We start from the raw sequence: 16,559 nt of genomic DNA, 5'->3' as shown, positions 1-16,559 counted from the left end.
ATATGCTGCGGCGTGGTATCGGCATGACCTCCCAGCGTACCCGGGAGCGGCTGATCCAGCGCCTGTGCGAAGAGGGTGTGTCGAATACCAAGGTGCTCGACGTGATCCGTCGTACCCCGCGCCACCTGTTCGTCGACGAGGCGCTGGCACATCGCGCCTATGAAGACACCGCGTTGCCGATCGGCCACAACCAGACCATCTCGCAACCGTTCATGGTTGCCCACATGAGCGAGCTGCTGCTCGAAGCCGGGCCGCTGGACAAGGTGCTGGAAATCGGCACCGGCTCGGGTTACCAGACGGCGATCCTGGCCCAGCTGGTCGAGCGGGTATTCTCGGTGGAGCGCATCAAGGTATTGCAGGATCGGGCCAAAGAACGCCTGGTGGAGCTGAACCTGCGCAACGTGGTGTTCCGCTGGGGCGATGGTTGCGAGGGATGGCCGGCATTGGCGCCGTACAACGGCATCATCGTCACTGCCGTGGCGCCGGAAGTGCCGCAGGCATTGCTCGACCAGCTGGCACCTGGAGGCCGCATGGTCATCCCGGTGGGGCCGGCCGGCGAAGCGCAGCAACTGATGCTGATCGTGCGCGAGGAGCATGGGTTCTCCCGTCGCGTGCTGGGGGCTGTGCGTTTCGTGCCGCTGCTCAATGGTCCGTTGGCCTGAGCCCAGCTTGCATTGGCTGTTTGGGTAGGCACCACGCGGTATTTTTGGGCCTGCAGCGAATTCTTGCCGCTTCGCCCTGTCTATCTGGCGGGGCGAAGCGCCAGCGTACACCGGGGCTTTGCAACAGCCTATTGCTCCAGTCTGCCAATACCGGCTGGCTTGGTTATAATTGCAACAATATTGCATTTCTTGTCTTCATATCGTTTTCGGCACCATGAGGGGAGCGCGGGTGGGTCACACAGTCATTCGGCAGCGCAAGGACGGGTCAGGTTTCAAGCTTCTGGTGATTGCATTGGCCATGGGCACGCTACTGGTGGGTTGCTCGAGCACCAGCAGCAACAGCGCGCGGGTGGTCGACCGCAACAACAGCGTGCCCAAGCGCCCGGCGGTGACTTCCGGGCAATACATCGTCAAGCCTGGCGACACCCTGTTCTCCATCGCCTTCCGTTATGGCTGGGACTACAAGGAGCTGGCCGCACGCAACGGTATCCCGGCGCCTTACACCATCCGCCCGGGCCAAGCGATTCGTTTCAGCAGCGGTTCTAGCAGCAGTACCACGGTGGTATCCAACCCTTCCTCGTCGAGCCGCACCACGGTCACGCGGCGGCCTGTGGGCAGCCCCGCCACGGCGCCGGCCAGCACCAGCAAACCAGCTACTCCGGCCCCTTCCACCAGTGCGCCAGTGGTTGCCACCGTGCCGGCTGCGGAGCGCGCGGTAGGCGGCTGGACCTGGCCTGCCAACGGCGTGTTGATTGGAAAATTTGCTTCAAACGGTAGTTTGAATAAAGGCATTGATATCGCCGGTGATTTGGGACAGCCTGTTTTTGCTGCGTCTGATGGTGCGGTGGTTTACGCCGGGAGTGGTTTGAGGGGCTACGGCGAGCTGATCATCATCAAACACAGCGATACCTACGTCAGTGCCTACGGCCATAACCGCAGGCTGTTGGTTCGGGAGGGGCAGCAGGTCAAGGCAGGGCAGTCGATTGCTGAAATGGGGTCTACGGGCACAGATCGGGTGAAGCTGCATTTTGAGATTCGCCGCCAGGGCAAACCCGTCGATCCGCTCCAGTTCCTGCCACGCCGTTGATCGTTGTACCCGGCCTGTTCCTGTGATGTAGAGGGGACAGGCTCAAGCGCTGCCAGGGATAAAGGTGCCGCTCGAGTCTGAGTTCGAACTCAGCAAAGGACTATAACAATGGCTCTCAGTAAAGAAGTGCCGGAGTTTGACATCGACGATGACGTCCTCCTGATGGAGACGGGTATCGTTTTGGAAACGGATGTGGTGTCAGACGAACCTGCTGTATCTTCGGTTCGGACGAGGGCCAAGTCGGGCTCTTCACTCAAGCAACACAAGTACATCGATTACAGCCGGGCGCTCGATGCCACCCAGCTGTATCTCAACGAGATTGGTTTCTCGCCGCTGCTGTCGCCGGAAGAAGAAGTGCACTTTGCGCGCTTGTCGCAAAAGGGCGATCCTGCCGGCCGCAAGCGCATGATCGAAAGCAACCTGCGCCTGGTTGTAAAAATTGCCCGTCGTTACGTGAACCGTGGCCTGTCGCTGCTCGACCTGATCGAGGAGGGCAACCTGGGGCTGATCCGTGCGGTCGAGAAGTTCGACCCAGAGCGTGGTTTCCGGTTCTCGACCTATGCGACCTGGTGGATTCGCCAGACCATCGAACGGGCGATCATGAACCAGACCCGCACCATCCGCCTACCGATCCATGTGGTCAAGGAACTGAACGTCTACCTGCGCGCTGCACGCGAGCTGACCCAGAAACTCGACCACGAACCCTCGCCAGAAGAAATCGCCACGTTGCTGGAGAAGCCGGTCGCCGAGGTCAAGCGCATGCTTGGCTTGAACGAGCGGGTGTCTTCGGTGGATGTGTCGCTTGGCCCGGACTCGGACAAGACCCTGCTCGACACCTTGACCGACGACCGCCCGACCGACCCGTGCGAGCTGCTGCAGGATGATGACCTGTCGCAGAGCATCGATCAGTGGCTGGGTGAGTTGACCGACAAGCAGCGTGAAGTGGTGGTGCGGCGCTTTGGCCTACGCGGGCATGAGAGCAGTACCCTTGAAGATGTTGGCCTGGAGATCGGCCTGACCCGGGAGCGGGTGCGGCAGATTCAGGTAGAGGGGCTTAAGCGCTTGCGCGAGATCCTGGAGAAGAACGGCTTGTCCAGCGAGTCGTTGTTCCAGTAGCGAAGGCTCGTAACACAAAGCGCCCCGATGACCTCGGGGCGTTTTTGTGTGTGGCTAAAAGAGTTATCCCCATCCGAGATTGCAGGGCTGCAAAGCTGCCTCAAAACCTGGGCATAACAGATATCCAATGTGTATTGCGCTACCCCAGTAACATTCCATGTAAGCCTTTTCTTACTTGTTTTGTAAGCTATCTATGCAAGTCTCAGTAAATCATTGTCGTTTTCAGCCTATGTATTTTTCCAACTCATTGAAAAAAATGGCTTATTTTGCTGTGAGGGAATATGTCCCCGGCAATACCTTGTGAGGGTTCGCGCTTGCCCGTCCGGCTCAACCCGCTAGTATTCGAACTGTGCACAGGGACATGCACAGGCTTTCAGGACGAAGGCCAAGGACGTCGCAAGAAGCGATTTCATCAGGATGATGTTTGGGACAAGCAGGGACTACGGAAAAAATGTGGGCGGGTCAAACCGCCCCTTTTTTTTGCCCGCAGAAAACAAAAAAGGCCCCGAGGGGCCTTTTTCGCATCTGGGCGTTATCAGCGCTCCAGGTCGGCAATCTTGCCAGTCTTGCCATCCCACTCTTCGGCGTCAGGCAAGGCATCCTTACGCTCGGTGATGTTCGGCCAGACTTCCGCCAGTTCGGCGTTCAGCTCGATGAAGTTCTCCATCCCTGCAGGGATTTCGTCTTCCGAGAAGATGGCTTGCGCTGGGCACTCCGGTTCGCACAGGGCGCAGTCGATGCACTCGTCCGGGTGGATGACCAGGAAGTTCGGGCCTTCGTAGAAGCAGTCCACCGGACAGACTTCCACGCAGTCGGTGTATTTGCATTTGATGCAGTTGTCGGTGACGACGAAGGTCATTTCTAATTCTCTCCTCAGGCGACGGCGGCGGCCCTTCCTCTCAGGGCCGCGCGGTTTACAGGTATGTGGCTGCAGGCCAGGCTAATAACCTGCAGCACCAGCAAACCGCGGCGGATTCTATCAGCTTGTAGTGGGCGCCGTTATAACAGGTTCTTTAGTTGATATAGCATTTCGATAGCTTGACGCGGGGTCATGTCGTCCAGCTGCAGCTTGCCCAGCTTCTCGATGGCCGGGTGTGGCAGGCTGGCGAACAGGTCGCTTTGGTGCGGTACCTGCGGCGCATCCTTGGCTTTTGCGGCCGGGGGCTGCTCGTGCGGCAGGCTGGTGGTTTCCAGGCGCCCCAGGTGTTCGCGGGCACGCTGGATGACCACTGTCGGTACGCCGGCCAGTTGCGCCACGGCCAGGCCGTAACTCTGGCTGGCAGGGCCAGGCAGCACGTGGTGGAGGAACACGATGCGTTCGTTGTGCTCGGTGGCGTTCAGGTGCACGTTGGCCACCAGCGGCTCGCTCTCCGGCAGCACGGTCAGTTCGAAGTAGTGCGTGGCGAACAGCGTGTAGGCACGCAGCTGGGCCAGGCGCTCGGCGGCGGCCCAGGCCAGCGACAAGCCGTCGAAGGTGCTGGTGCCGCGGCCGACTTCGTCCATCAGCACCAGGCTGCGGTCGGTGGCGTTATGCAGAATGTTGGCGGTTTCGCTCATCTCGACCATGAACGTCGAGCGCCCGCCGGCCAGGTCATCGCTGGAACCGATGCGGGTGAAGATGCGGTCGACCAGCGACAGCTCGCAGCTGGCCGCCGGCACGAAGCTGCCGATGTGTGCCAGCAGCACGATCAAGGCGGTCTGGCGCATGTAGGTGGACTTACCGCCCATGTTCGGGCCAGTGATGATCAGCATGCGTGTGCTGTTGTCCAGGCCCAGGTCGTTGGCCACGAACGGCGTGGTCAATACCTGCTCCACCACCGGGTGGCGGCCTTGCTCGATGCGCAGGCACGGCTCGTCGACGAAGCGCGGGCAGTTCAGGTCAAGGTTCAGTGCACGTTCGGCCAGGTTGCTGAGTACATCCAGTTCGGCCAGGGCAGCGGCGCTGTCCTGCAGCGGCGCCAGGTGGCTGATGAGGGTTTCCAGCAGGGCGTCGTACAGCATTTTTTCGCGGGCCAGGGCGCGGCTCTTGGCCGACAGTGCCTTGTCCTCGAATGCCTTCAGCTCCGGGGTGATGAAGCGCTCGGCGCCCTTGAGCGTCTGCCGGCGAATGTAGTCGCCTGGGGCCTGCTCGGCCTGCTTGGTCGGCAGCTCGATGAAGTAGCCGTGCACGCGGTTGTAGCCGACCTTGAGGTTGGCAAGGCCTGTGCGAGCCTTTTCCCGGGCTTCCAGGTCGATCAGGAACTGGCCGGCGTTTTCGCTGATCGCCAGCAGGTCGTCCAGCTCATTGTCATAGCCGGCCTTGAGCACGCCGCCGTCGCGGATCACCGCCGGCGGGTTGTCGATGATCGCCCGCTCCAGCAGGCTGGCCAGTTCCGGGTAGGTGCCGGTGATGGCTGCCAGGCGCGCAAGGTGCGGTGCCTCGAGCTCGGTCATGGCGTTCTGCAGCTCGGGCAATGCGCCCAAGGCATCACGCAGGCGCGCCAGGTCGCGCGGGCGGGCATTGCGCAGGCCGATGCGAGCGAGGATCCGCTCGATATCGCCAATTTCCTTCAACTGCGGCTGCAGCTTCTCGAAGCGATAGCTGTCGAGCAGGCAGCGGATCGAATCCTGGCGTGCCTGCAGTACCTTGAGGTCGCGCAGCGGGCGGTTCAGCCAGCGGCTCAGCAGGCGGCTGGCCATGGCGGTCTGGCAGCGGTCGATCACCGACTGAAGGGTGTTGTCGCGCCCACCGGCCAGGTTGATGTCCAGCTCCAGGTTGCGGCGGCTGGCGCCATCGAGGATGACCGTGTCGTCCAGGCGCTCGTGGCGCAGGCTGCGCAGGTGGGGCAGGGCGGTGCGCTGGGTTTCCTTGGCGTAGGTCAGCAGGCAGCCGGCGGCACCGATGGCCAGGGTCAGCTTGTCGCAGCCGAAGCCTTTGAGGTCTTTGGTCGCGAATTGCTGGCACAGGGCTTTGCGCGCCGAGTCGCGGTCGAAGTCCCACGGTGCGCGGCGGCGGGCGCCAGGGCGTTTCTCCGCAGGCAAATCGCGCGGCCAGTCGTCCGGGATCAACAGCTCGACCGGGTTCAGCCGCTCGAGCTCGGCCAGCAGGTTTTCCCAGCCCTTGATCTCCTGCACGCTGAAGTTGCCGCTGGTGATGTCCAGTACGGCCAGGCCGAACAGGCGCTCGTCGCCGAGCAGCGCGGCAATCAGGTTGTCGCGGCGCTCGTCGAGCAGGGCCTCGTCACTGACCGTGCCAGGGGTGATGATGCGCACCACCTGGCGCTCCACCGGGCCCTTGCTGGTGGCTGGGTCGCCAATCTGCTCACAGATCACCACCGATTCGCCCAGCTTGACCAGCTTGGCCAGGTAGCCTTCGAGCGAATGGAACGGGATCCCGCACATGGGAATGGACTGGCCGGCCGACTGACCGCGGGCGGTCAAGGTGATATCCAGCAGTTTCGCGGCTTTTTTCGCATCTTCGTAGAAGATTTCGTAGAAGTCGCCCATGCGGTAGAACATCAGCTGGTCTGGGTGCTGGTTTTTCAGCTTCCAGTACTGCTGCATCATTGGGGTATGGTCGGAAAGACTGGACATTCAAGGCCTTACAGCTGTGCGTCTATTAGACAATTGCGAAGCGTCTAATACTACAGGCTTTTTTTCGGCATTGCTGGAGGCTGTGCGATGTCAATTTTACGCAGGCGCAGGTAGCGCTCGGTCATCTTAGCGTTGGTGTGACCGCCGAGTTTTTGAGCGTCGTTGCCCTGGTCGTCTGTGTCGGTCAGCGATTTCGCCCTGAGATCGTGGATGGTTGCCCCGGTCACCTTCGCTTTCTCGCAGGCCTTCTTGAAGGCGTCCTTCACCGTCTCATAGGAGACCGGCTTGCCGCCGCCCCGGGTGCAAAACAGCGTGAGCCCGCGCACCTTCCTGGGGATGGCCTTCGCCCTTGCGATCAGTTGCTCAAGATCCGGGGTCATGCCAACGATTAGTTTGGCGCCTGTCTTCTGCTGGTCGAAGGCGATACCCTTGTCTGTGATGTCCGAGAGTTTGATGGCCAGCACATCGCCAATGCGCTGACCCGTGAGGTAGCACATTTCGAGGATCGAGCGGATGTATGGCGATGCGGCGTCGCAGATTGCCGCGAACTCCTCGTCAGTGATGTACCGGTCCCGCTTCTTCTCGACGTGCCGCTTGATGCCGGTGCAGGGGTTTGAGTCGACAATCTGCTGTTCCAGCGCGTAGGCGAACACCATTCGTAGGAACGAGATCACCCGGTTGGCCATGTTCGGTGTGTCGGACATGTGCAGCTTGAGTGCGGCCACATGCCTCGGCAGCACCTGGCGTGGCTCAAACTCTGCCAAGTTCTTCTTGAGCTTCAGTGCTGCTGCCTCGTACTGCTTCACGGTGTTTTCCGCCAGCCGCCCACGCATCGCGTCCAGCGCGTCATCGATTAGCTTCGGCATTCCGCCCTGTCCTTTGCCGCCCATGATCTTGGCGTAGGCGAGCAGGGCGCCCTGGTAGTCCTTGTCCAGGCGCTCCCACTTTCCTTTCCTGACCAGGTAGTACGCCCCGTGCTTCATGTACATGCACGGGGGCAGGTGCCTGTCCTTCTTTCGCGGCCTCATCGGTCGTCCCTTCTATCAAAACCGGAGTTCCGGTCCTTTCTTCTCGGCATGCCCGCCCAGGCGGGCCAGCACGACTTGTCTAAGCACCTTCGGCTTGCCGTCGGCGCCCAGCACATACCCAAATTTCTCTGCCTGCAACCAGCGGACCTGGTCCTTGGGGCGGAGGTAGCCCGTCATGTCGGCTACCTCATCCGGGGTCATGAACATGGTTTCTCTCCACGCCGCCGGTGGCGGCAGGTTGGTGGTCAGTCGACCTGGTAGTAGACGTAGCAGTCGACACCTTGGGCGGTAAGCGACTTGTGCATGGCCTGCACTCCAGCGCTGTGCTGGTTGCCCTGTCCCGGCCAGGGGGTGTCCAGGTGAAGGCCTTGTCGGTGGTAGCCGTGCTTCTTCTGGATGTAGCCAGGCAGGCCGTGGTCTGTGTCCAAGCGCATCCCGGGCACCGGTATTACCACCCGATCGAGGTTGGCGCTCCCTCCGTCATTCGTGCATGCGGTCGCAGCGGCTTTGCCTGCCTCAAGAGCGATGGCAATCTTCTGCCCGAGGGCCTGCAGCTCTTCCTTTTTCATGGCAATAGCTCTCCATGCCCGCGAGCGTTTGCCGGCGGGCTGAATTAAGGGGGGGGTTACTTGGTCAGGTCGTGACCGAACGGCACTCGGAAACCGGAGGCGTTGCGGTGGCCACCACCGCCGTAATGCTTGGCGATTTCCGATACGTCCAGACCTTCGTCAGTGCTGCGCAGGCTGAAAACACGACCATCGGGGGTATCCCAATAGCAGGCGGCGAACGGCTCGCCCTGGGCCATTAGGTGACCCGCATCGCTGGTGAGCGTGTACGGCAGGCTGGCCACCGGTACATCGTGCCCGGCGATGACCAGGCGTCGCTTGGTCACGGCGACCAACTCGGCAATGTCCTTGTGGTGCTTACGTTCGATCGCAGCGCCGTCCGAACGGAGGGCTTCCACGTCGGCGGCCATGAGCTTGTCCCAGACCTCGAAGTCGTAGGGATAGCTGAACAGGTTGGCCTGAATCTCGCGGGTGCCATCCAGCTTGAACAGCCAGAGGTCGCGGTCCTCGATGTGGCGCAGCAGCATTGGCGGCTCTTGACCGGGGAAGAAGTGGTCCCAGGCCAGCATGGCGCCGCTGCGGTTCATGTCGAAGCAGCAGGCGATTGCCGGGGAGTTCTGCGAATACATGAAGGTGTGCGCACTTTCCCAGCCCAGCGCGGTAGATCCGTCGGCGTGCCGGCCATCCAACCGAACACCGGCATGGAAAGGTGGGAACTTGGCGAGATCCTCAGCCGCCGATTTGTGATGGTCCAGAACAATGATGCTCCGGGCTTTCCAGCTGATCCGTGCGAGAACGTCATATTTGTAGCTGAAATCGACGATGATTACGTCTTTGTCGGTCACATCTGGCGGCTCTTGTCCGTACACGCCGGCCACAAACTCGACCTGGTCGCCTAGAGCTTTGCGGACAACCCAGGCGGCACCGAAGCCGTCAGCACAGTTGCCGTGGTAGATGCACATCGTTTTTTGTTCAGACATAGGTTCTCCATGCCCGCGCATGTCGACGGGGGTTTATGGGTAGAGTTGTGAAAGCAGAGAAAGGTCAGCCGCGGCAGATGCTCAGCCAGCCCGTGATCAGCCACCAGAAGTCCTGAGCGGCCATGAATCCAAACCCGGCTGCGAAGCCGAGGATGAGTGCTTTCTGAGCCAGCTTCATCGCGGGGCTTTCCAGATCAGGTAGGTCATGTACATCAGGGGGAGGATCATTGGCATAGCTCCTTGGGCACCTGGACGGTATCGCCGAGCTTTGCCTGGGCTATTGCTCGGCAGGCAGCAGTCAGGGCATTCGGGCCGTCACCACTTGGAAGCACTTCCTGGCCCGTAGCCTTGCACACATAAGCGCACCAAAACTCTCCGGTTGGGCTTCGACTGAACCCGCAACCGTTGAAGCTGGTTTGAATATGGTGCTTGTCGATCAATGGACCACCGACCGCCCAGTCTTCCCAAGGGTTGAAGCGCTCAGCGCGCTCGGTCACCGTGGCGCGATACCGGGCGAACACCCTCCAAGGCACGCCGTTGTACCCGGGCGGCTCCAGGTACACGTCCAGCCCTTCGGCCTTGCCGACTGCCCATCCCAGCGCTTCACCGCAGAGGTTCGCCGCGCTCACTTCGATCAGGTCGGTCATGGCAGCGAGCCCTCTGACACTTCGAAGAACTGAAGCTGTCCCTTGAGCGGGATGAAAGGGATAGGCTTAGGATCTCGCAGCACAAACGCCTTATCTCCCGAGTACCAAGGAGAGTCGCTGCTATCAACAGAGTCGACCAGTTCGACCGAACCGATGATTCCGCCGCGCTCCAGGTCTTCAAATGGCGGCACTTCGACGCCAAGCGGCCCGAACACCCACGTCGCCTCGTTGTATTCGGCACGGGTCATACCCTTGGACGCATGAACCAGAAACCGCCCGCGCAGCTTCGTGTGCCAGGTTCGGTTCTCGACGTCCTTCCCACCGTGAATGATTAGCCAGGCCCATGGCTGTTTGATTGATAGTGCTTTCACAGCCGATACCTCTCATCTATCCAGCGCCCAGGTGCCAGAGCGGGTGTAGGTTCGGGTTGGGTTTCGTGCGGGGAGAGCTGGCGCTCGTTGCCGGCCTGGTAGTTGCTGCCGGTGACCCCGCTCTGTTGCGAGCAGTTCTTCCCACAGCTCTCTTCCCACTGGGTAGAGCCGGCGCAGTTTGTGAAGTACCGGGCCCGGCCGCCGTCGCTGAACCGGTAGACGGTGCAGCCATCGAGTTTGAAGAGCCGGTCGACCTTGAAGTCGGAGCCGGCGCGCGTGGTTGATTCGGCTTCCCCTTGGCAGCCGGCCAGGGTGGCCAGCAGCAGGAGGCAGAGGGCGAGGCGGGTCATGGCTGCACCGCCGGGAACTCAATCAGCGTCGTGCTTCCTTCCTCCGGGTATTCATCGGTCGCGATGTGCAGCCCGTGGACCTTGGTCCCATCGTCGTCCAGCACGTAGCCGACCCACAGCCGGCCATCGGTGTACTGCCCGAACTGGCCACCTTCTTCCTGGTCGGTGTCGCCACAGTGGAAATTGATAACGCCGATGACGTCCTTGCTGAGCAACATGCTTTGCGGCACCAAAGCGAAGCCGTCCGGCACTCGCGGCTGCTGCAGAATTTGGCGCAAGTTGCGCACTTCTTCGATCATGGTCAGAACTACGGCCGGGTCAGCCAGGACCAGGTAGCGCTCATCGGTTCCCAGCAGGTCGGCTTCTTCGATCATTCCCTTCCAGCCGTGGGAGCGGATCACATCCTCGGCAGCGGCCTTGGCGGCGGCATGCAGGGCGTCCAGATCGATGGGGGCGAGAGCAGTTTTTTCTACAGGCACGGTCGTTCCTTGGCCGCCATATCGCGGCAGTGAATAGAGGGGAGAGGGGTTACAGCTGGGTGGAGTACAAATGTGCCCCTGTCAGCCTTTCGCTACCGGGCGGTATTCGACTGGAGAGCGAGACCCTTCACGGCCTCGCTGTAGATGAACTTGATCTTTTCCCACGGGATTATGTGGCTCTGCCCGTACTCGCCTTCGCCGTCGCATATCTCGCAGCCTTCTGCCGGCTCTTCGAGTTCGCGGCACTCCGGGCATTCGCGTGTGACCTCCAGCTTGAACTCGCCAAGCAACAGGGCTTTGGCACCATTCTCGGCGGTGAGCCCCCTGGGCATGAGGCAATATCCGTCGGGGATCGATACAGCCGGCGAGCTCGATTCCGTCATCGGACCAAGACCCACGACCGGCAGGCCAACCTCTGCCGCATCCCTCTCTGCCTCTTCTTTGGTCCACCAGAAGGCAGTACCAACCATCCAGGCCATAGGCTCGGGGCGGGGCTGCGGGGCTGGCGGCTCGCTGCAGAACACTTGAGCATGGGCCGGCTGGCTGGCGCGCTGCGCAATAGCCATCAGCAGCGTCGACAAGGGCGAGCCTTGGCCGACTAAGGTGCCCGGCGGCAGCTTCACTTCGCACGGCAGCGCCTGGGGCACCTCTGCCTGCTCAACCGCGTCGGTTATTGCCTGCCAGGCGGCAGGGCCGAGGCGCATTTCTTCTTTGATGCGGTCGATGACCCACATCGGCAGGATGGCCAGTTTGCTGTTGGGGCGGGTTTCTGTGGTCATGGCTTAGCCTCGTGCGCCCGTCAGCTGCGGCTGTGTTTCACCGCCTGTGGCCAGGCCTGGGTTCAGCTCAACGCGCAGACCTGCGAGCAGTCCGGCGATCTGGGCATTCAGGTCAAGTTCGAGCTCGCGGGCCTTTCGGGCTTTACCAATCTCCCTATCTGCCAGGTACTGCTCGATCAATGCCTTGTCCTGCGTCTCGACTGCTACCAGATCACGGCCGTCGGAGTGCTGGGCAAGGACCGGATCCTCCTCGCCACGCGGTACTAGCTCGTGAATCTTCCCGTGCACCGCCGATACCCAGGCAAGTGCAAAATGGTTGCCGGCGGTTTCTGGCGAGTACGCGCTGCGCCGCTTGCCTGCCTGAACCTGCAGAACGTATTCGCGCCGAGCGAGGGTCAGCTTGGTCAGTAGTGCCTCGTATGCGTATAGCGCGATCTGCGGCGCCGGTGTCACGCCTACGAACATGGCGCGATCAACCATCCGGCGGTCTGAATCGCACCAGTGCCGGCGAGACAATGACCGAACTCCGAAGGCGCTGGCGACAATCGCGCTCAGATGGCGGTCCCAGGTCGGGCGGCGGTTGGCACGGGCTTTTTCCGATTCAACCTCACCAACGTCGCTGAGGCGAACGTCCATTTCTGTGAGGCGATACTCGCGCATGAGCGATTGCGCTTGGCGCATGGCCGTGGCCGCCTCGTTCTCGTTCGAGCTTTTGGACAGTGCCAGGCAGCGCTTGATCTTGCGGATGACCCGCTCGAGCTTGCTCTCGTCGTGCTGTTGTTCGGTCATGTTGTGGTCCTTGCGTGCAGGCGCCGCCCTCGCCGGGGAGGCGTTATCGTTGAATAGGGGAAGGCGCTGGCGGGCAGCGCGGGAGTGTCAGGCGGCGAGTCGTTTCTTCTCGGCGCGCTCTTTGGCCATGTGCTGGCGTAGCGCATCTTTGTAGCTGGCCTTGGCCTCCTTCAGGGTCGGAGCCCATTCACCGGCAACATCAAGCGTCTGGTAGGGTGACCAGTAAGCGAAACGGGTAGGTCGGCGATGCTCGCAGTAGGCGCTACCTCGCGGGTAGCGGACCATACGGTACTCGTAGTTACCCCAGCCGCCGCGCTGCTGGTACTGGGGTTGGTTGATACCGAGGAAATGGGCGAAGCCTTCATAGCATTCGCACTCATCGAGGTAGGCATCGAACCTGGTGTACTTTCGAGGGGGCGGCGGTGGTGGCAACTTGGAAAGCGCAAACTGCTTGCCTTCAGGTGTTGCCCGGTACACCACGTCATCAGCATCACAGAAGGCCGGCGCCTTGCCGCGCGTCATCAGGCCTGCCTCTACCAGCACATCCAGGTTGTTGGCGTCGTCATAGCCTGGGCTGGTGAGGAAGTGGTTTCTGTTGCCGGTGCGGCATCCTGGGTTCAGGCCCAGCGTGTGCCAGAGCAGATTGAGCTGCTTCTCGGTGGCTTCGATCATGGCTTTCTCCATGCCAGGGTGACGGCCCCGGTGTCGGGGCCGCCCTACGAGTTACTTGGCGTCAAAGGTGCCCAAGGATAGCTTCGCGGCGCTGCCGACCTTGGTGTCCAGAACCGCCTTGAACTCCTGCGCAATGGCCTCGCGCTGGGCTTCTTCGCCGATCCAGCGCAGTTTCAGCACCGGTTGCGCACCGCCGGTGATGACGGAAACACGCAGGCGAATCACTTGCTCGCCCAGGCCTTCAAACGGAATGACTTTGAAGTCCAGCCAGGCCGGCAGGGTTTCTTTGCTGCTCGCCTCGATCTGGTCCATGGTGCTGCGGCTGGCGCGGGTTTCACCTACGGCGTGGTCGCTCTCGGACGATGCCTTCACGGTGATGGTGCGAACAGCGGCGATCGCTTTGGCGATGCTCATGGTCTGGCCATTCTCATCGGTGGCCGACAGGTGCTGGTTCCAGTCTTCGATCCAGTCGCTCATGGCCTTCTGCACCAGGCTTTGGCCGCACACTGCCTGAACGGCTGCATACGCTGCGGATGCCTTCAGGCGCAGCACGGCGCGGTCATCGGCATGGCCTGGCTCTTCGGCGGTACCGATGTTGAACAGCACGATGCAGCTCATGCTGTCCTGATCGATGAAGCCGCGCGCTGCTGGCGCCGACCGTTCGACAACGTAGGCGCTGTAGTCAGCCAGCGAGTGGGTGGCGTAAGTGCCACGGAAGCGGTTTCGGCCAGCCTGGAAGCGTTCCAGGTCAACCACATTGAAGGTCTGCGGGAGGACGGCAACCTGGCCGAGGGCCGGCAGCGTGATGCGAGCTGCAGCGACGGCGTTTTCTTGGATCAGTTCGAGAGCTTCTTTGCTGAGGGACATGCGCTTTTCCTTGTAGGTGCAGTGAGTTACGAGCGTGGGTGTACAGGTGCTTCGTCACGGGTGAAGAGCTGGTCGTGTTTTTCGGGGAACAGAGAGATGTTGCCGCCAGTGCCGACGTACATCGGCGTGTCGAGGCTGGTGTTCTCGCTGCGCGTGCCGCGCTTGGTGGGCACCTTGTAGTCGAGCTTGTGTTTGATCTTCACCTGGTGGGAGTCGCCGATCTGGCTGAAGTCCAAGGTGATGGTGATCTTTCCGGCCTTGCCGTGATCGACAACGCCCGCAGCTACCTCGGAGAGGGCGTGGCCAATCTGGCTGGCGAAGGCGCCGCCGTTGAGCTCCTGCAGGAACTCGGTGGTGTCAGTGGGCTTGGACATTGCTGCGTCTCCTGATGAACGATGCCGCTGGGCGGCAGATTGATGTGTTGCTGGCGCCGGCCGTGGCGGGCGCGTGCGGTGGTGCGGTTCATGCTGCTTTCTGCTGATTCCAGGCCCCGACAGCGGCAAAGATCTTTGCGGCCTCTGCTTCGTCGAGCGTTGTGTCGGTGGGTATGGCGATCCAGCCGGCCGCGACCAAGTGGTTAGGGTTGGCCGTGGCCCGCAGGTCGGTGTAGGTAGTCTCGATTACGTCGGTCAGGTGGTCGGCCCGGTAGTTGCCCTGTGGCGCGACCTCAATCGACTTGTGGTACCGCTCGCCGAGCTCTGTTCGGCACAGCACGCTCAAGTAGATGGTCCATCGGTGCGGGATGTCGCACACGGCATCAACCACCTGGCGCACGCAGATTTGCTTGAGGTTTTTCCAGTTGATCAACACCTGCTGGCCGCTGGGGTCAATGTTCACGACGGCCGCGTGGTTGGCCGAGACCAAAGCCCGGCAGGTCCGCTCCAGCCGGGAGCGCATGTTGTGCGGCTTACGCTTGCTCATTGCCGCGTGCCTGTCTTGCTCGCCGCCCCGGCTTCCATTGCATCCACGAATCGCAGCGCGGCTCGATAGCTGAAGGCGAATCCCTGAACAGTGCCAGTGGCAATCTCCACCACATCCCAAGTGCCGCCTTTGCCGGATGCTTGGTAGCGCGGCGTTCCTTGGGCTATTCGGGCGAAAGCTTCGTTGCGCGCTTCCTGGCTTCGTTCAAGCAAGGCAGCGAGCACCATCCGCTTGTCCTCGAAAGCTTTATGCACGGCTGTTTGCATGAGTTGGTCCTCAGTGGGTCAGGCGTGGAGCTCGAAGGCCTCGGCCTTGCGAACGATTCGAACTTGGGCGGTGCGTCGCTCCGGAGCGCGGCGGTCGCGGCGCATGGGGTCGCTGTCGTTAATGGCTGCGTGCATGGTGATGAAGCAGGCCAGCATGAAGCAGAGCGGGGTGATGATCTTCTGACGTGCCGCCTCTGCCACCAGAGCGGTGCGGCGTGGGACCTTCAGCTTGAGCATCGCGTCGCCGAGGCGTTTTTCTACGCCGCTCTCGCTAATGCCGAAGCTTCTAGCGATCTCTTTAGAGGTCAGCCCGCGAGCAACCTCCAGAAGACATTGCAACTCGCGAGGCGCCAGGCCTCGGCCAAGGTGGCCTATCCATGCGCCGATAGTGATCGTGTCCATTGTTGATCTCGGTGTTGGCTGCATTGGTCGTGACGCTCGCTGCCGTCTACCTCCCGGACCAGGGGAGGGCGAGCGTCACGACCAATTCAGCCGACTTAAAGTTCATGGTGGTGGATGTTATGAGCTGTAAAGCGCACGGGGGACGCCTTAAGGGCTGCATTGGTGTGTGATCTGCATGACGTTTGCCGTCCATTGCTCTCGCGCTGGACGACGGTACTCAGATCACACACCGATGCAGCCTGGTGATGGGGAACCAGGTAGACCGGGCAGTTAACGTCAGGCTGACGCGGAGCTACTGCTGGGTGCGCAGTTCGTTGCGTGGCACCCATCCGCTGGTGGTCTTCACCATGCAGCCGACGAATGCGGCGTAGCGGGTGTCGCGCTCGGTCTGGTGGCCGTACCAGGCGCAGGTGCCGTAGTCGATGCCACGCATGACCAACCACACGCCGGCGACGATCATGATCGCGAACGAACCGATTCGGATCACAGGTAGTCCTTGAGGCTGAGGCCCATCAGCTTCGCCGACTTCTCAAGGACGGCCATTTCCTTGTCGTCGATGTCGCCCGAGGCCTCGGCAATGGTCAGCATGACGTTGATGACGATTGCCGCTTCTTCGGGCGAGTGGGCCAGGTCCTTCAGTTCCTTCTCGGCGTTCATCCGCAGGATGCGGTGGCCGCCGTCGTGGAAGTCTTTCTCGGCCCGGTCCATGGTGTTGGACAGCTCCGGACCGAAGCCTTTGAGCTGAGGTGTGTTGGCGATCAGCTTTTCGGTCTTCTTGATTTCGTCTTCGCCGATATCGCCATCGGCGGCTGCGACGTAGAAGGCGCCGTACACGATCGCCTGCATCAGGTCGCGGTTCTGAACCACCTGCATTGCAGCGCGGGCTTCACGACCTTTCTTGCCGAACAGTTTTCCAAGCATGGGGTGTTGCTCCGTGGGGTTGATTTCCCGTCTGGCCCTGTCGCCAAGGCCAGCCAGTGAAATCGGTGTTGCTCAGCAAACCT

General features: G+C 61.4%; 23 protein-coding genes. 3 read left to right on the top strand and 20 right to left on the bottom strand.

Features of this window, described 5'->3' with window-relative positions; genetic code table 11:
* Positions 1-23: 23 nt before the first annotated feature.
* From APH35_RS17425 to rpoS, 3 genes are all read left to right on the top strand, one after another.
* On the top strand, positions 24-662 hold the full coding sequence (locus tag APH35_RS17425; RefSeq protein WP_003252348.1) for a protein-L-isoaspartate(D-aspartate) O-methyltransferase: 639 nt from the start codon (positions 24-26) through the stop codon (positions 660-662).
* 229 nt (positions 663-891) lie between these two features.
* Positions 892-1,749, top strand: coding sequence for a peptidoglycan DD-metalloendopeptidase family protein (locus tag APH35_RS17420; RefSeq protein WP_012270862.1), 858 nt, complete (start codon positions 892-894; stop codon positions 1,747-1,749).
* A 108-nt stretch (positions 1,750-1,857) separates the two neighbouring features.
* Positions 1,858-2,865 (top strand): RNA polymerase sigma factor RpoS, encoded by a 1,008-nt coding sequence (rpoS, locus tag APH35_RS17415; RefSeq protein WP_003252351.1) that lies wholly within the window; start codon positions 1,858-1,860, stop codon positions 2,863-2,865.
* A 535-nt stretch (positions 2,866-3,400) separates the two neighbouring features.
* Here rpoS and fdxA read toward each other — a convergent pair.
* From fdxA to APH35_RS17315, 20 genes are all read right to left on the bottom strand, one after another.
* Entirely contained in the window at positions 3,401-3,724 is a 324-nt protein-coding gene (gene fdxA, locus APH35_RS17410) for a ferredoxin FdxA (RefSeq protein ID WP_012270863.1), read from the bottom strand.
* A gap of 140 nt (positions 3,725-3,864) precedes the next feature.
* Complete coding sequence (gene mutS / locus APH35_RS17405; RefSeq protein WP_060493769.1) at positions 3,865-6,438, bottom strand: DNA mismatch repair protein MutS; 2,574 nt, start codon at positions 6,436-6,438, stop codon at positions 3,865-3,867.
* A gap of 50 nt (positions 6,439-6,488) precedes the next feature.
* Positions 6,489-7,466, bottom strand: coding sequence for a tyrosine-type recombinase/integrase (locus APH35_RS17400; RefSeq protein WP_060515191.1), 978 nt, complete (start codon positions 7,464-7,466; stop codon positions 6,489-6,491).
* 15 nt (positions 7,467-7,481) lie between these two features.
* On the bottom strand, positions 7,482-7,673 hold the full coding sequence (locus tag APH35_RS17395; protein WP_039614784.1) for a DUF4224 domain-containing protein: 192 nt from the start codon (positions 7,671-7,673) through the stop codon (positions 7,482-7,484).
* 38 nt (positions 7,674-7,711) lie between these two features.
* A complete protein-coding gene (locus APH35_RS17390; RefSeq protein WP_060515190.1) occupies positions 7,712-8,035 on the bottom strand; it encodes a hypothetical protein in 324 nt (107 codons plus the stop codon).
* 56 nt (positions 8,036-8,091) lie between these two features.
* Complete coding sequence (locus APH35_RS17385; protein ID WP_256213781.1) at positions 8,092-9,012, bottom strand: phosphohydrolase; 921 nt, start codon at positions 9,010-9,012, stop codon at positions 8,092-8,094.
* A gap of 224 nt (positions 9,013-9,236) precedes the next feature.
* Entirely contained in the window at positions 9,237-9,659 is a 423-nt protein-coding gene (locus APH35_RS17380) for a phage protein NinX family protein (protein ID WP_060515189.1), read from the bottom strand.
* The gene (locus APH35_RS17375) at positions 9,656-10,030 is read right to left on the bottom strand and encodes an ASCH domain-containing protein (protein WP_060515188.1); all 375 of its coding nucleotides are present in this window, start codon (positions 10,028-10,030) and stop codon (positions 9,656-9,658) included. The genes APH35_RS17380 and APH35_RS17375 overlap by 4 nt, the downstream gene beginning before the upstream one ends.
* Complete coding sequence (locus APH35_RS17370; protein WP_060515187.1) at positions 10,027-10,380, bottom strand: DUF4884 domain-containing protein; 354 nt, start codon at positions 10,378-10,380, stop codon at positions 10,027-10,029. The genes APH35_RS17375 and APH35_RS17370 overlap by 4 nt, the downstream gene beginning before the upstream one ends.
* Entirely contained in the window at positions 10,377-10,859 is a 483-nt protein-coding gene (locus tag APH35_RS17365) for a hypothetical protein (protein WP_060515186.1), read from the bottom strand. The genes APH35_RS17370 and APH35_RS17365 overlap by 4 nt, the downstream gene beginning before the upstream one ends.
* Positions 10,860-10,951: 92 nt before the next feature.
* Complete coding sequence (locus APH35_RS17360) at positions 10,952-11,638, bottom strand: hypothetical protein (RefSeq protein WP_060515185.1); 687 nt, start codon at positions 11,636-11,638, stop codon at positions 10,952-10,954.
* 3 nt (positions 11,639-11,641) lie between these two features.
* On the bottom strand, positions 11,642-12,427 hold the full coding sequence (locus tag APH35_RS17355; protein ID WP_060515184.1) for a DUF2786 domain-containing protein: 786 nt from the start codon (positions 12,425-12,427) through the stop codon (positions 11,642-11,644).
* 87 nt (positions 12,428-12,514) lie between these two features.
* Positions 12,515-13,099: a hypothetical protein gene (locus APH35_RS17350; protein WP_082425816.1), complete on the bottom strand. Its 585-nt coding sequence runs from the start codon at positions 13,097-13,099 to the stop codon at positions 12,515-12,517.
* A 51-nt stretch (positions 13,100-13,150) separates the two neighbouring features.
* Positions 13,151-13,966, bottom strand: a complete 816-nt coding sequence (locus tag APH35_RS17345) for a DUF2303 family protein (RefSeq protein ID WP_060515182.1) — start codon at positions 13,964-13,966, stop codon at positions 13,151-13,153.
* 26 nt (positions 13,967-13,992) lie between these two features.
* The gene (locus tag APH35_RS17340) at positions 13,993-14,340 is read right to left on the bottom strand and encodes a hypothetical protein (RefSeq protein ID WP_014756073.1); all 348 of its coding nucleotides are present in this window, start codon (positions 14,338-14,340) and stop codon (positions 13,993-13,995) included.
* Positions 14,341-14,428: 88 nt separating this feature from the next.
* Complete coding sequence (locus APH35_RS17335) at positions 14,429-14,887, bottom strand: hypothetical protein (RefSeq protein ID WP_016712891.1); 459 nt, start codon at positions 14,885-14,887, stop codon at positions 14,429-14,431.
* Positions 14,884-15,153 (bottom strand): hypothetical protein, encoded by a 270-nt coding sequence (locus APH35_RS17330; RefSeq protein WP_060515181.1) that lies wholly within the window; start codon positions 15,151-15,153, stop codon positions 14,884-14,886. Before APH35_RS17330 ends, APH35_RS17335 begins: the two co-directional genes overlap by 4 nt.
* A gap of 18 nt (positions 15,154-15,171) precedes the next feature.
* Positions 15,172-15,555: a response regulator transcription factor gene (locus APH35_RS17325; RefSeq protein WP_060515180.1), complete on the bottom strand. Its 384-nt coding sequence runs from the start codon at positions 15,553-15,555 to the stop codon at positions 15,172-15,174.
* 292 nt (positions 15,556-15,847) lie between these two features.
* Positions 15,848-16,042, bottom strand: coding sequence for a hypothetical protein (locus APH35_RS17320; protein ID WP_060515179.1), 195 nt, complete (start codon positions 16,040-16,042; stop codon positions 15,848-15,850).
* Positions 16,039-16,476, bottom strand: coding sequence for a tellurite resistance TerB family protein (locus APH35_RS17315; protein ID WP_008099709.1), 438 nt, complete (start codon positions 16,474-16,476; stop codon positions 16,039-16,041). The genes APH35_RS17320 and APH35_RS17315 overlap by 4 nt, the downstream gene beginning before the upstream one ends.
* Positions 16,477-16,559: the final 83 nt, after the last annotated feature.

Source organism: Pseudomonas sp. NBRC 111132, from assembly GCF_001320565.1.
In the GTDB taxonomy this organism is placed as follows: Bacteria; Pseudomonadota; Gammaproteobacteria; order Pseudomonadales; family Pseudomonadaceae; genus Aquipseudomonas; species Aquipseudomonas putida_P.
Note: the sequence above shows the minus strand (reverse complement) of the source record. Positions and strands in the feature narration are given on the sequence as shown.

Coding starts and splice junctions, on each gene's coding strand:
- APH35_RS17340 (WP_014756073.1), bottom strand. CDS start 14,340: ATGTCCAAGCCCACTGACACCACCGAGTTCCTGCAGGAGCTCAACGGC.
- APH35_RS17390 (WP_060515190.1), bottom strand. CDS start 8,035: ATGAAAAAGGAAGAGCTGCAGGCCCTCGGGCAGAAGATTGCCATCGCT.
- APH35_RS17355 (WP_060515184.1), bottom strand. CDS start 12,427: ATGACCGAACAACAGCACGACGAGAGCAAGCTCGAGCGGGTCATCCGC.
- rpoS (WP_003252351.1), top strand. CDS start 1,858: ATGGCTCTCAGTAAAGAAGTGCCGGAGTTTGACATCGACGATGACGTC.
- mutS (WP_060493769.1), bottom strand. CDS start 6,438: ATGTCCAGTCTTTCCGACCATACCCCAATGATGCAGCAGTACTGGAAG.
- APH35_RS17315 (WP_008099709.1), bottom strand. CDS start 16,476: ATGCTTGGAAAACTGTTCGGCAAGAAAGGTCGTGAAGCCCGCGCTGCA.
- APH35_RS17385 (WP_256213781.1), bottom strand. CDS start 9,012: ATGTCTGAACAAAAAACGATGTGCATCTACCACGGCAACTGTGCTGAC.
- APH35_RS17350 (WP_082425816.1), bottom strand. CDS start 13,099: ATGATCGAAGCCACCGAGAAGCAGCTCAATCTGCTCTGGCACACGCTG.
- APH35_RS17400 (WP_060515191.1), bottom strand. CDS start 7,466: ATGAGGCCGCGAAAGAAGGACAGGCACCTGCCCCCGTGCATGTACATG.
- APH35_RS17335 (WP_016712891.1), bottom strand. CDS start 14,887: ATGAGCAAGCGTAAGCCGCACAACATGCGCTCCCGGCTGGAGCGGACC.
- fdxA (WP_012270863.1), bottom strand. CDS start 3,724: ATGACCTTCGTCGTCACCGACAACTGCATCAAATGCAAATACACCGAC.
- APH35_RS17425 (WP_003252348.1), top strand. CDS start 24: ATGACCTCCCAGCGTACCCGGGAGCGGCTGATCCAGCGCCTGTGCGAA.
- APH35_RS17370 (WP_060515187.1), bottom strand. CDS start 10,380: ATGACCCGCCTCGCCCTCTGCCTCCTGCTGCTGGCCACCCTGGCCGGC.
- APH35_RS17325 (WP_060515180.1), bottom strand. CDS start 15,555: ATGGACACGATCACTATCGGCGCATGGATAGGCCACCTTGGCCGAGGC.
- APH35_RS17380 (WP_060515189.1), bottom strand. CDS start 9,659: ATGACCGACCTGATCGAAGTGAGCGCGGCGAACCTCTGCGGTGAAGCG.
- APH35_RS17395 (WP_039614784.1), bottom strand. CDS start 7,673: ATGTTCATGACCCCGGATGAGGTAGCCGACATGACGGGCTACCTCCGC.
- APH35_RS17360 (WP_060515185.1), bottom strand. CDS start 11,638: ATGACCACAGAAACCCGCCCCAACAGCAAACTGGCCATCCTGCCGATG.
- APH35_RS17330 (WP_060515181.1), bottom strand. CDS start 15,153: ATGCAAACAGCCGTGCATAAAGCTTTCGAGGACAAGCGGATGGTGCTC.
- APH35_RS17345 (WP_060515182.1), bottom strand. CDS start 13,966: ATGTCCCTCAGCAAAGAAGCTCTCGAACTGATCCAAGAAAACGCCGTC.